Genomic DNA, 13,025 nt, shown 5'->3' on the forward strand with positions numbered 1-13,025 from the left:
CGTTACCGGTTGGGCAGGTATTTGGCGGGATCGACAGGCTTACCCTGGCGGCGAATCTCGAAGTGCAGTTTGACACGGTCGGCATCGCTGCTGCCCATTTCGGCAATTTTTTGGCCCTTGCGCACCGACTGGTCTTCTTTGACCAGCAGGGTCTGGTTGTGGGCGTAGGCGGTGAGGTAGGTGTTGTTGTGCTTCAGGATCAGCAGGTTGCCGTAGCCGCGCAGGCCTGCCCCGGCATACACCACCCGGCCATCGGCGGCGGCCACCACCGCATCGCCGACTTTGCCGCCCAGGTCCAGGCCTTTGTTTTTGGCTTCGTCAAATCCGGCCACCAGGCTGCCACTGGCGGGCCAGATGAAGGCCAGATCGTCCTCACCTGCCGATGCCACGGGGGCCGGCGTGGCAGGCTTCGCGGGGGCGCTGGCCGCACTGGCGGGGCTGGAAGCAGATGCCACGGGGCCGGGCACCGCCACCGGGGTGATGGTGCTGGAGGCCACCGGGCGGGTGGTCACGCCGGTCTCGGTGGCCACCGCGTTGGGCGAAATCACCCGCAGCACCTGGCCGACTTCGATCACATTGGGGTTGTCCAGCATGTTCCAGCGGGCGATATCTTTCCAGCTTTGACCGGAGTCCAGGCCGATGCGGATCAGGGTGTCGCCGGGTTTAACGGTGTAGTAGCCGGGCTTGCCCGCATTCTCGGCACCGGGCAGGGGTTTGGCGGGCTCGGCGATTGGGCTGGCAGTGGTGGTGGTGGTGGGCTGCGAGCGGCTGGTGCCCCGGTCTTCCACCGGGGCCTTGTGCGTGATGGGGCCCGCGCAACCCGCCACCACTACCAACGCCAGCAAACTGACGATCTTCATCCAACCCTGACTGCGCAACGCGTGCATGTGTAATTCCTATAAACATGAAATAACCCGCCTGGCCCTATGTACTTTGCACGCCGGGCCAGGGAGGTTATGCAACCCCTGATTTTAGAGGGACAAAATGCACGGCTTCGAGCACCTGCTGGTGAAAACCCTGAGCGGTTCTGTCCACCACCACCAGCGCCTGCTTGCCGCCGCTGGTCACCATCGGTGCCACCAGCCGCCCACCCACCGCCAGCTGGTCCAGCCAGGCCTGCGGAATCGCGTCGCCCCCGGCAGCCGCAATGATGCCCGCATACGGCGCGCCCTTGGCATAGCCCAGCATGCCGTCGCCAAACAGCAGGTGCACATTGGGCAGGCGAAACGGGCGCAGATTGGCCCGGGCTTTGTCATGCAGGCCGCGCAGGCGCTCGATGCTGTAGACCTCACGCGCCAGCACGGCCAGCACCGCCGCCTGGTAGCCGCAGCCGGTGCCGATCTCCAGCACCCGGCCCAGCGGCCCGGCTTGGCCCAGCGGCGAGTCCAGCAGCAGCTCGCCCATGCGGGCCACCACATTCGGTTTGGAGATGGTCTGGCCCAGGCCAATCGGCAGGCTGGTGTCTTCGTAGGCCTGGTTGACCAGGGCGGAATCCACAAACCGGTGCCGCTCCACCAGCCCCATAGCGCGCAGCACCGGCGCCGAAGCAATGCCCATCGCCGACAGCTTGTGCACCATGCGGGCGCGCACCGCGTCCGAATCCATCCCGTGGCCTGCCGTAGGTTTTATTTCCAAGCTTTTTAGGGGCCTAGCGCTTATTCCAATTGCACCATAAGCTACAGTTTTGGTAGCACTGTTTTTAGCGACTGGTGCGCCGGTTAAAAAGTCCAACCGGGCCGGAAACGGGGGCCGCTGCGCCATTTAAGCCGCCGCCAGCCGGGCTGCGGTTTGCGCCCAGTAGCCCAGGTTGTCGTGGTCGGTCAGGTCTACTTTGAGCGGGGTCAGGGTGACATGGCCTTGCAGGCTGGCGTGGAAGTCGGTGCCCTCGGCATCGTCCTTGGCGGCCCCGGCGCTGCCGATCCAGTACATGGTGTCGCCGCGCGGGCTGTCCATCGTGATGACTTTTTCAGCCGTGTGGCGGCGGCCCAGGCGGCACACCTTCATCGGCTTGAGCTGCTCTAGCGGCAGGTTGGGAATATTTACATTGAGTAGCCACGGCGGCGCACCGGCGTGCTGCTGTTGGGCCATGCGCAGCACCAGGTCACGGGCGGTCTGCGCGGCGGCATCCAGGTGGCCCCAGCCTTTTTCGGTTTGCGAAAACGCGATGGCCGGGATGCCGAATAAATAGCCCTCCATTGCCGCGCCCACGGTACCCGAGTAAATCGTGTCATCGCCCATATTGGCACCGTTGTTGATTCCCGAGATCACCAGATCGGGCCGGTAGCCCAGCAGGCCGGTCAGGGCGATGTGCACGCAATCGGCCGGGGTGCCATTGACGTAGCGAAAACCATTTGCAGCCTGGTGCACGTAGAGCGGTGCGTACAGGGTCAGCGCATTGGACTTAGCGCTGTTGTTGTGCTCGGGCGCAACCACCTCGACCTCGGCCACGTCTTTCAGCGCTTCATACAGCGCCACGATACCTGGAGCCTGGTAGCCGTCGTCATTGGAAATCAGAATTTTCATAAAACATGCCAGAGTGTGGCGAGATTGTAGAGGCCGGATTACAGGCTCCCACCCTCCCATGCAGCACTAAACCGGCGTGGCGGTCAGGCCCTGCTGCAAGGCAAACACCTCGGGCCGCAGCGGGCGGGAAAAGTGGTAGCCCTGGGCGTAGGTGCATTGCAGGTGGCGCAGGCGCTGGGCGATTTCTTCGGTCTCCACCCCCTCGGCCAGCACCCGCAGCCCCAGACTCAACGCTAGCGAAATAATGCCGCGCACGATGGCGGCATTGTCCGGGTCGTCAATCAAATCGCGCACAAACGACTGGTCAATTTTGATCTTGTCAAACTTGATGCGGCGCAGGTAGGCAAAGCTGGAATAGCCGGTGCCAAAGTCGTCAATCGACAGCTTGACACCAAGAGCTTGCAGGCGGCGCAACACGGCCGTCACGGCCTCACCGTCGTGCAGGAGCACGCTTTCGGTCAACTCCAGTTCCAGCCGGTCGGGGGCGATGCCGGATATTTCTAACGCGGCCTCTACCTGCTTGAGCACCACACCGCGCTGAAACTGACGGGCAGACAAATTCACCGCCATGATCAGCTCGGGCTGGCCCGCGTCGTGCCAAGCGCGCAGCTGCAAGGCCGCAGTTTTCAGCACCCAACCACCCAGGGCCTCAATCAGTCCGCAGTCTTCGGCGATCGGAATGAACACGCCCGGCGCAATCGCGCCACGCTCCGGATGGTCCCAGCGGCACAGGGCTTCAGCCCCCACCACCCGCCCACTGGGCAAGTGGATCAGCGGTTGGTATTCCAAACGCAGGGCATTGTTTTCAATGGCCAGGCGCAAGGCGGATTCGAGCCGTAGGCGCTCCAACGCGGCCTCGTTCATGGTGGCATTGGCAAACTGGTAGGAGCCCCGCCCGCCGCGCTTGGCCGCATACAGGGCCGCATCGGCGCGGCCAAACAAAACATCAAACTGGTCACCATCCGCCGGAAACATGGCGATACCGGCAGAGATAGAAACATTGACCGGCAGTTCCGCCAAGGTCATGGGCTGGCCCACTGCGTCCATCAGTGCGGTCACCATGTGGGCCGCGTCGGCCGTGCTCTGTACGTTACGCAACAAAATCAAAAATTCATCGCCGCTCAGCCGCCCCACCACGGAGCGTTCGTCGGCAAACTGGCTTAGCCGCAGCCCAACCTCGCGCAACATCTGGTCGCCCGCTGCCTGGCCCAGCGAGTCATTCAGGGTCTTGAAATTGTCCACGTCGATCACGATCATGGCCACCTGCTCGTGCGTGGTCTTGGCATGTTTGAGCACCAAGGTGGAACGCAAAGCCACATGGGCCCGGTTCGGCAAGCCAGTGATCACATCCTGGCTGGACAAATAGGCAATTTTTTCTTCCGCCGCCTTGCGCGAACTCAGGTCGGAAAAAGCCGCCACGTAATGCGTTACTTCGCCGTGGGCGCGCTGGTGCAGGGCCGACAAACTGAGCCATTGCGGATACACCTCGCCATTTTTACGGCGGTTCCAGATCTCACCGGCCCAACGTCCGTCTTCGGCCAAGACCTTCCACATGTGTTGAAAAAATGCGGCATCGTGTTGCCCCGAAGCCAGGAACTGCGGGTCACGCCCCAGCACTTCACTGGACTGGTAGCCCGTGATCTCGGTGAACGCACCGTTTACCATAATGATGCGGTTGGCCTCGTCGGTCACGATGATGCCGTCGGTGCTTTGCTCCAGCACCCGACCCGCAAGCTCCAGCTTGGTGGCCGCAATACGCTGATCCGTAATGTCACGGCGCACTGACAGCAAATGCATACGCTGGCCACGCCGGCCAAAGGTCGGCACCCGAATCACATCCAACCAACGCAAATTGCCTTGGCCATCATCGGCCACCTCTTGCATATGCGAGGCCCGCCCCGATTGCCAGGTGGCCTCGTCGGTCAATGCCCCTTGGCGCAAACCTTCGCCCTGCGGGTGGTTGCGGTCGGCAATCTCCAGATTGGTGTAGCCATAGGCCTCTTGTTCGGTCAAACCCAGCACGGCACGTGCCGCCGGATTGGTCAGCAGCCAACGGCCTTCGCCATCTTTGAGATAGACCATGTCGGGCAGGTGCCGAAACACCGAGCCCAGTAATTTATCGCGGTCACGCAGCAGACGGTCTGACTCGGAACGGGCAGTGACATCCAAGCCCACACACCACACCACATCGGGTTGGGTATCGGCATACAAGCCATCGATGCTGGACCAGGCAATGCGCCGCTTGTCTCCAAACTTGGTGGTCAGCGTCCACTCCACGCCTCTAAAACTAGTGCCCAACTCCAGGAAGTCAGCCAATTTGCGCGCCAGATATAAGGGCTCGGGATACAACCACTGCAAGGCTTCAGAATGGTCTACCAACTCATCACTGCTGTAACCAGAGACAGCCTCGCACTCGCGGTTCCAATAAGTAATGGTGCGCTGGGTGCGTAAATCCATCGCACTGACCAAGACGGGCAAACCATCCAATACCGCCAATATCTGCGCAGCAGCACCGGCGCGGCTCACGCCGCCGCCATCCCACAGAACGTGCAGACTGGCGGATGCATCTCCTGGCGAAGTTCGGTCAATGCGATGGTTAGGGCGCTTGGTTTCCACACGGGGTTCCTACAGGTACGGCGGGGGCTCAAGTGGCGAAAAATTCTTAAAACTGTGTGCGCTTTAGTGGGCCATATTAGTACATGCTGCCCCAGTTTTGAAAAATTATCGGGACTACCGCACCCGTCTACCAAAGATGTAATTTACAGATCCCCAAACGAAAAGGGCGCTACCTAAAAGATAGCGCCCTTGCATTTATTTATTGGGGTGGCTGAAGGGGCTCGAACCCTCGACAACAGGAATCACAATCCTGGACTCTACCAACTGAGCTACAGCCACCGCAGCTTCATATTATAACCTGAATTTCCCCGGCGCAAGACCTTAGCCAGCATCAAGACCGGTTTTGGCCACAGGTTTGGCTACATTGATTTTGACTTTGAAGCGTTCCTTGAGTGTGCTGTAGTAAGCACGGCTCTCGGCACCCGCCCAGCCTTGGCCGTATTGCTCGCGACCTTGCTTGCGCAGGGTCTCGACCGGCGCATCGCGGGGCACCAATTTATTGATCTTGGCAATGGCATAACCTTGCGCACCCAGATCCGCACCCACCCAAACCGGTAAGCTGGCCAAGTCGGCACGCAGCGCGGCAGCTAGCAGCTGGGGTGGCTGCTGCTGGGCATTTTCACGCGACACCACCAAGGGTGCCGACAAGGTGGCAGCACCGGGATTTGCCTTCCAGGCGGTGAGTTTTTCCTGGCCTTCTTTTTGGGCCAATTCGGTGGCCCGCGCCGCCACTACGCGCACCCGTACCTGGTCTTTTACTTCGACAAAAGGCAGCGTGTGTGCAGCCGTGTATTGGGTAATGCGGCCAGAAACCAACTGGTTAGGCGCGGTTTCTACCGCTTCGGTATTGCGTTTTTTCTCGATCGAGTCCGAGGAAAAAATCGCATTCAAAAACTTGGCATTGGCCAGTACACCTTTGGCACCGGGCGCAGGGGTACGGGACAAGGACGCTGTCTGCACATTCAACTTGAGGCGATCCGCCACCGGCTTGAGGCTGTCGGCTTGTTCATAGACTCCGTTGGTAAAGGCATCTGCGGCTTCGGCAAATTTAGCCGGCGCTTGCTGATTCTTCACATCGGCTTCCAGTTCAGCGCGCATCTCTTCAAAGCTACGCTGCTTCGGTACACGGATGTCGGTGAGCTGGATGATGTGGTAGCCAAAATCCGACTCCACGATGCTGCTGATGTCACCCTTTTTCAAAGCGAAGGCTGCATCTTCAAAGGGTTTCACCATCGCGCCACGGCCAAAATAATCCAGGTCACCACCCTGCACGGCAGAACCTGTGTCTTGCGAGTTCTTCTTGGCGACTTCGGCAAAATTGGCCGGGTTTTTCTGCACCTGGGCAAGTAACTCTTCGGCTTTGGTACGGGCTACTTTGCGGTCAGCGGCAGACGCATCCTTGGGTGCGTTGAGCAAAATGTGGCTGGCGCGGCGCTCTTCCTTGCCGGCAAGGCGATCGGCGTTTTCCTTGAAGTAGGTTTTCAGGTCGGCCTCAACGGGTTGGACGCCTTTCTTTACGGCATCCAGGTCCAGCACGGCGTATTCAATGGTCGCCTGCTCCGGTGCCTGGAATAGGGCCGGATGGTCTTTGTACCAAGCTTCGAGTTCGGCATCGGTCGGGTTGACCTTGGCTGCAAAATCAGCGGTTTTAAACACAGCAACCTGCACTTCGCGCTTTTCAAACAAGGCATTCAACGCCACATCGGCCTCGGCACCCGCACTGAACGCGGTGCCAGCCACACCGGCAACCACTTGGCGCTGCGACAAATCGGTGCGTACCTGGGCTTCAAACATGGCCGGAGTCATGTTCTGGGCCGCCAGCAATTGGTGGTAACGCACCATGTCCAACGAACCATCGGGGTTGCGCAAAGATGCGATAGTGGGGTCGTCTTGCAGGCTACGGGCCAAGCGACTGTCACTGGTAGCCAGATGAAACTTATCGGCCGCTGCAGCCAACACACGTTGCTGCACCAGGTTTTCCAAGGTGGCGTACCGCGCCTCGGGAGAATCGAGCAATTTGGGATCGATACCGGGCTGGCTGGCCATGATGCGCTGCACTTCATTGCGGTGCGCGGCATCCCAGTCGCCCTGCTTGATCTCTTGGCCGGCCACCTTGGCGACTACTTCTCCGCCCTCGTTGAAGCGGCGGAAGCTCTCTTCGCCACCGACCAGAATAAACGCGGGGATGATCAGCAAGAACATCAAGCCCATCATGATCTTGGTGTGCTTGCGGACGAAATCAAACATGGCAGGACTCTTTTGAAAACATAACGGGCGCAAGCCCATTCTTAAAAACAAAAAAGGCGAACAATCTGTTCGCCTTTGCCGGGTGGGATTGGTGGGTGCTGACGGGCTCGAACCGCCGACCTACGCCGTGTAAGGGCGCTGCTCTACCAACTGAGCTAAGCACCCCACCTGAAACAGAAACCTCAGTTCAACGCATCTTTCAATGCTTTGCCTGGGCGAAATTTTGGAACTTTAGCGGCCTTGATTTTAATCGCATCGCCAGTGCGGGGATTGCGCCCGGCACGTGCAGCGCGTTTACCCACCGCAAAGGTGCCGAATCCTACCAGCGATACGGTACCGCCTTTTTTCAGCGTCGTCTTAACCGCACTGATGGTGGACTCCAGCGCACGTGTAGCAGCTGCTTTAGAGATGTCAGCATGCTTTGCGATGTGTTCAATCAATTCCGTTTTGTTCACAAGGAGCCCCTCGCTCAAATTTATTCAGACCACGATATTCAAAAATTTTCCGATGTCTTGCGTGTCTGCGGCGCGCAAAAAACAAGCCAGGGGAAAACGTAACTTTGCAGCAACCACTGCTTCGGCAATTAAAACCATGCACTTGCATGGTGCTAATCAGACAAACTGCTTTCGAGCGGCGCGGAGGCGGATTCTAGACCGTTTTTGGCCCACTCCTTGAACCCCTGCGACACTTTTTAAAACCTCTGATTCTCTATCCTCATTTCGTCCGCGCCCGAATTTCAGGCAGCGCTTTTTGCAGATAGTAAACCATCGACCAGATCGTCAACACGGCCGAAATCCAGATCAACCAGACACCCCACAGGTGCGTGTCCACCACTCCGAACAAGCGCCCATCGAACAGCAAAAATGGAATCGCCACCATCTGCGAGACGGTCTTGAGCTTGCCGATCATGTGCACCGCCACGCTCTTGGACGCGCCAATCTGCGCCATCCATTCGCGCAGTGCCGAGATAGCAATTTCCCGGCCAATGATGATCAGTGCCACGAACACGTCGGCCCGGCCCAGGTGCACCAGCACCAGCACGCAGGCGCAGACCAAAAACTTGTCGGCCACCGGGTCCAAAAAGGCTCCGAACGACGAGGTCTGGTTGAGCTTGCGGGCCAAATAGCCGTCTAACCAGTCAGTGGCAGCAAACACCACGAACATCACGGTGGCAATCAGGTTGCGACTGGGCTCGCTGATCGGCAGGTAAAAAACACCAATGATCAAGGGAATCGCGACGATGCGCGTCCAGGTCATGATGGTGGGAATGGTCCAAAACATGGCGTGATTGTGTCATGCCGCCAGTACGGTCGATCAGCGCAGCGCACGGTAGATTTCTTCGGCTAACTCCTTGGATATGCCGTCAACTTTTGCGATATCGTCCACTCCGGCCGCTGCCACGCCCCGGATGCCGCCAAAGCGTTGCAGCAGGCTGGCACGTTTTTTCGGGCCGATGCCTGCAATATCTTCCAACTTGCTGCCGCCCACGCGGACTTTGGCACGCTGGGCCCGCATACCGGTGATGGCGAAGCGGTGGGCCTCGTCGCGAATCTGCGCTACCAACATCAGTGCCGCCGAATCGCGGGCCAGCGTGGCCTTGGTGCGGCCATCGGCAAACACCAATTCCTCCAGCCCGACCTTGCGGCCCTCCCCTTTTTCGACCCCGACGATCAGCCCCAAGTCCAAGCCCAGCGACTCGAATACTGCCTTGGCCATCGACACCTGGCCCTTGCCGCCATCCACCAGGACCAGGTCCGGCATGCGCCCGGCCGGTGCTTCGGCAGAGGCTTCCGTCTGCACACCAAACTTGCTGTAGCGCCGCGTCAGCACCTGGCGCATAGCCGCGTAATCGTCACCCGGCGTGATGCCTTCGATCTTGTAGCGCCGGTACTCCGAGTTCTGCATCTTGTGCTGCTGGAACACCACGCAGGATGCCTGGGTGGCCTCGCCCGCCGTGTGGGAGATATCGAAACACTCGATACGCAGAGTGGCCAAGTCGTCCGGGGCCAGGTCCAACGCATCCACCAGCGCGCGGGTGCGGGCCTGTTGCGAACCCTCTTCGGCCAGCAAGCGGGCGAGTTGCAAACCGGCATTTTTCTGCGCCATTTCCAGCCAGCTACGGCGCTGCTCGCGCGGGTTGTGCACCGCCGTCACCTTGACCCCACTTTGCGACGACAAGGCATCCAGCAAGGCCTTGCCGACGGGCGCGCTGGTGATCAAAGCCGGAGGGATCGGGATGTCGATGTAGTGCTGGGCGATGAAGGCCTCCAGCACCTGCACCTCCACGGCCTGGGCGGCATCTTCGCCCTCCACCTCGACGGCGCTCATGAAAAAAGCATCTTCCACATGGGTCGGAAAGTAGGCCCGGTCGCCCAGGTGCCGCCCGCCGCGCACCATGGCCAGATTCACGCAGGCACGCCCGCCTTGCACCTTGACGGCCAGGATGTCTACGTCCTTGTCGGACACGTTGTCTACCGACTGCTGGTGCAGCACGGTGGACAAGGCGCTCATCTGGTTGCGCAGTTCGGCCGCCTGCTCGAATTCCAACTTGTCGGAATGGGCCATCATGCGCAGCTCCAGCGCTTGCAGGACTTGCTGGGTTTCGCCGTCCAGAAACTTCTCGGCGTTCAGCACGTCCTGGGCGTAGTCTTGCTGCGACACCAAGTTGACGCAGGGGCCTGAGCAGCGCTTGATCTGGTACAGCAAACAGGGGCGCGTGCGGTTGTTGAACACCGTGTCTTCGCAGGTGCGCAGGCGGAAGACTTTTTGCAGCAATTGGATGGATTCCTTCACCGCCCAGGCGCTGGGGAACGGGCCAAAGTAGCGGTGTTTTTTTTCGACCGCACCCCGGTAGTAGGCGACGCGGGGAAACGTCACCGCACTAGGCTCGGCGGCAAAGGCTGGCAAGGCGGTGATCTTCAGATACGGGTAACTCTTGTCGTCGCGGAACAGGATGTTGTACTTGGGGTGCAACGTCTTGATGAGGTTGTTTTCCAGCAGCAAGGCCTCGGCCTCGGAGCGCACCACCGTGGTTTGCATGCGCGCAATCTTGCTGACCATATGGCCGATGCGGGTGCCGCCGTGGTCGCGCTGGAAGTAGGTGGTGACACGCTTCTTTAAATTCTTGGCCTTGCCGACATACAGCACCGTGCCGTCGGCATCGAAGTAGCGGTAGACGCCGGGTAATGCGGGCAGCGCGGCGACTTCACTCAGCAACTGGTCGGAATGGACGGGTACGGCAACAGGAGCAACTGGCGGCTCAACAGGATTAATCTCGGACATAGACCGTATTGTGGACAATCCCCGGATGCTCCCCCTGAAATACCTGTCGGCCTACCCGGCCCACGTCACCGCCCAGGTGCAGCAACTGCTGGCCGACGACCAACTGGGCGCACTGCTGCTCAAAAAATACCCGCGCGCCCACAGCGTGCGCACCGACAAAGCCCTGTTCGACTACGTGATGGACCTGAAAACCCAGCACATGCGCAACGCCGCGCAAATCAACAAAGTGGGCTTTGATGCCAAGCTGCACGTCTACCACCACGCGCTGGGCACCCACACCACCGTGTCGCGGGTGCAGGGCAACAAACTCAAGGCCAAGCACGAAATCCGCATCGCAACGCTGTTCAAAGACGTGCCCGATCCGTTTTTAAAAATGATCACCGTGCACGAGCTAGCGCACCTGAAAGAGCGCAACCACGACAAGCCCTTCTACCAACTCTGCACCTACATGGAGCCCGACTACCACCAGCTGGAATTCGACGTGCGCCTGTACCTGACGCACATCGACGTGGCGGGCAAGCTGGACTGGCCAAGCTGATGCGCTGGGACATCTTCTGCGAGGTGATCGATAACTTTGGCGACATCGGTGTCTGCTGGCGGCTCAGTGCCGACCTGGCGGCGCGCGGCGAGCAGGTGCGGCTGTGGGTAGACGACCCATCTGCCCTGGCCTGGATGGCACCAGAAGGCTGCCCCGGCGTGGAAGTGCGGCGTTGGACGCAGCCTTTGGAGGTAAAGAACCTGGAACCCAGCTATGTATGGGTGGAAGCCTTCGGCTGCACCATCGCTCCTGAATTCGTAGCTGCTAGCGCAAACCACACCTGCGCTAACGGCCTAAAACCCTTATGGATCAACCTCGAATACCTGTCCGCCGAAGCCTACGTGGAGCGCTGCCACGCCCTGCCCTCACTGGTGCGCGACGGCCCAGCAGCGGGACGGCAGAAATGGTTTTTCTACCCCGGCTTTACGGCCCACACCGGCGGCCTGCTGTGCGAGGCGGATCTGGCGCAGCGGCAGGCCGACTTGGATGCCGAGGCCTGGCTGCACGCGCACGGCATCCCGCAGCGGCAGCCGATGGAGCGCCTCATCAGCCTGTTCTGTTACGAGCCCGCCGCCTTGGCTGCGCTGCTAGAACAACTGGCGCAAGCCGACCAGCCCACCCGGCTGCTGGTCACCGCAGGCCGGGCCACCCGGGCGGTGCAGGCGCTACTTGGGGATAAAAATAGCCTCCAGCGCATGGCTCACCTGCGCGAGCAGCTATCAATTTCATACTTGCCCCCCCTGGGCCAGCACGACTTCGACCACCTGCTGTGGGCCTGCGATGCCAACTTTGTGCGTGGCGAGGATTCGCTGGTGCGGGCCATCTGGGCCGGCAAGCCCTTTATTTGGCAGATCTACCCGCAAGATGATGCCGCCCACCACGCCAAGCTGGAGGCCTTTCTGGATATGGCCGATGCACCGTCGGCACTGCGGCAATTCCACCGGGTGTGGAACGGGCTGGAGGCCAGCGCCCTGCCCGCTTTAGCTCTGGACGACTGGGGCCCCAGCACCCAGGCCCTGCGCGCACGGCTGCTCCAGCAGCCTGACCTGGCCAGCCAGCTTCTCGGCTTTGCGCCTGAAACCCGTTAAACTCCAAGGCTTTGCCCGAATGGGCTGCTACCGGCAAACGCACCTATTTGCCCAACCCGCCGCCAACATATTCTTCGGAAATGGAGCGGCCCTCACTCCAGAGAATGCTATGAAAATCGCCCAAGATATCCGTGCTGGCAACGTCATCATGCACGGCAAAGACCCGATGGTCGTGCTGAAAACCGAATACAGCCGTGGTGGCCGCAACTCCGCCACCGTGCGCATGAAGCTCAAAAGCCTGATCGCCAACTTCAACACCGAACAAGTGTTCAAGGCCGACGACAAGCTTGACCAAGTTATCTTGGACAAGAAGGATTGCACCTACTCCTACTTCGCTGAACCCATGTACATCTGCATGGACACCGAGTTCAACCAGTACGAAGTCGAAGCCGAAAACATGGGCGACGCACTGAACTACCTGGAAGACGGCATGGAACTGGAAGTCGTGTTCTACGACGGCAAGGCCATTTCGGTTGAGTTGCCCACCAGCGTGCAGCGCGAAATCACCTGGACCGAGCCCGCCGTCAAGGGCGACACCTCCGGCAAGGTACTGAAGCCTGCCAAGATTGCCACCGGCTTTGAGTTCGGCGTGCCAATTTTTGTGGCCCAAGGCGACAAGGTAGAAATCGACACCCGCACCGGCGAATACCGCAAGCGGGTTTAAGTACACCCCCAGGCTACACACTGCGTGTTTCCGCCCACCCCCTTGCAGGGGGCAACACCAGCAGCCT

Annotated in this window: 11 protein-coding genes and 2 tRNA genes; 3 read left to right on the plus strand and 10 right to left on the minus strand. The window is 60.0% G+C overall.

Translation table 11 applies throughout. The annotated features are described in order from the left end of the window. Nucleotides 1-2: 2 nt before the first annotated feature. The 10 genes from AC0969_RS04580 to uvrC form a co-directional block, all read right to left on the minus strand. A complete protein-coding gene (locus AC0969_RS04580; protein WP_479622955.1) occupies nucleotides 3-887 on the minus strand; it encodes a peptidoglycan DD-metalloendopeptidase family protein in 885 nt (294 codons plus the stop codon). 67 nt (nucleotides 888-954) lie between these two features. Then, on the minus strand, nucleotides 955-1,605 hold the full coding sequence (locus tag AC0969_RS04585; protein WP_479622956.1) for a protein-L-isoaspartate(D-aspartate) O-methyltransferase: 651 nt from the start codon (nucleotides 1,603-1,605) through the stop codon (nucleotides 955-957). 156 nt (nucleotides 1,606-1,761) lie between these two features. Next, nucleotides 1,762-2,523, minus strand: a complete 762-nt coding sequence (gene surE, locus AC0969_RS04590; protein ID WP_479622957.1) for a 5'/3'-nucleotidase SurE — start codon at nucleotides 2,521-2,523, stop codon at nucleotides 1,762-1,764. 66 nt (nucleotides 2,524-2,589) lie between these two features. Next, complete coding sequence (locus AC0969_RS04595) at nucleotides 2,590-5,139, minus strand: sensor domain-containing protein (protein WP_479622958.1); 2,550 nt, start codon at nucleotides 5,137-5,139, stop codon at nucleotides 2,590-2,592. Between the two features lie 203 nt (nucleotides 5,140-5,342). Beyond that, nucleotides 5,343-5,418 (minus strand) — tRNA-His (locus AC0969_RS04600). A gap of 42 nt (nucleotides 5,419-5,460) precedes the next feature. Next, nucleotides 5,461-7,386 carry a SurA N-terminal domain-containing protein gene (locus AC0969_RS04605; protein ID WP_479622959.1) on the minus strand — a complete coding sequence of 642 codons (1,926 nt, stop codon included), beginning with the start codon at nucleotides 7,384-7,386 and terminating at the stop codon, nucleotides 5,461-5,463. A gap of 89 nt (nucleotides 7,387-7,475) precedes the next feature. After that, nucleotides 7,476-7,551 (minus strand) — tRNA-Val (locus tag AC0969_RS04610). Between the two features lie 17 nt (nucleotides 7,552-7,568). Beyond that, nucleotides 7,569-7,841 (minus strand): HU family DNA-binding protein, encoded by a 273-nt coding sequence (locus tag AC0969_RS04615; RefSeq protein ID WP_295957592.1) that lies wholly within the window; start codon nucleotides 7,839-7,841, stop codon nucleotides 7,569-7,571. Between the two features lie 259 nt (nucleotides 7,842-8,100). Further along, nucleotides 8,101-8,667, minus strand: coding sequence for a CDP-diacylglycerol--glycerol-3-phosphate 3-phosphatidyltransferase (gene pgsA / locus AC0969_RS04620; protein ID WP_479622960.1), 567 nt, complete (start codon nucleotides 8,665-8,667; stop codon nucleotides 8,101-8,103). A 33-nt stretch (nucleotides 8,668-8,700) separates the two neighbouring features. Next, nucleotides 8,701-10,668 carry an excinuclease ABC subunit UvrC gene (gene uvrC / locus AC0969_RS04625; protein WP_479622961.1) on the minus strand — a complete coding sequence of 656 codons (1,968 nt, stop codon included), beginning with the start codon at nucleotides 10,666-10,668 and terminating at the stop codon, nucleotides 8,701-8,703. A 25-nt stretch (nucleotides 10,669-10,693) separates the two neighbouring features. Between uvrC and AC0969_RS04630 the strand changes: the two genes are divergently transcribed. From AC0969_RS04630 to efp, 3 genes are all read left to right on the plus strand, one after another. Continuing rightward, nucleotides 10,694-11,206 (plus strand): YgjP-like metallopeptidase domain-containing protein, encoded by a 513-nt coding sequence (locus AC0969_RS04630; protein ID WP_479622962.1) that lies wholly within the window; start codon nucleotides 10,694-10,696, stop codon nucleotides 11,204-11,206. Further along, the gene (earP, locus tag AC0969_RS04635; RefSeq protein WP_479622963.1) at nucleotides 11,206-12,294 is read left to right on the plus strand and encodes an elongation factor P maturation arginine rhamnosyltransferase EarP; all 1,089 of its coding nucleotides are present in this window, start codon (nucleotides 11,206-11,208) and stop codon (nucleotides 12,292-12,294) included. The genes AC0969_RS04630 and earP overlap by 1 nt, the downstream gene beginning before the upstream one ends. A gap of 109 nt (nucleotides 12,295-12,403) precedes the next feature. Next, a complete protein-coding gene (efp, locus tag AC0969_RS04640) occupies nucleotides 12,404-12,958 on the plus strand; it encodes an elongation factor P (protein WP_295957602.1) in 555 nt (184 codons plus the stop codon). Nucleotides 12,959-13,025: the final 67 nt, after the last annotated feature.

This window comes from Rhodoferax sp. LB1P47, assembly GCF_056521445.1.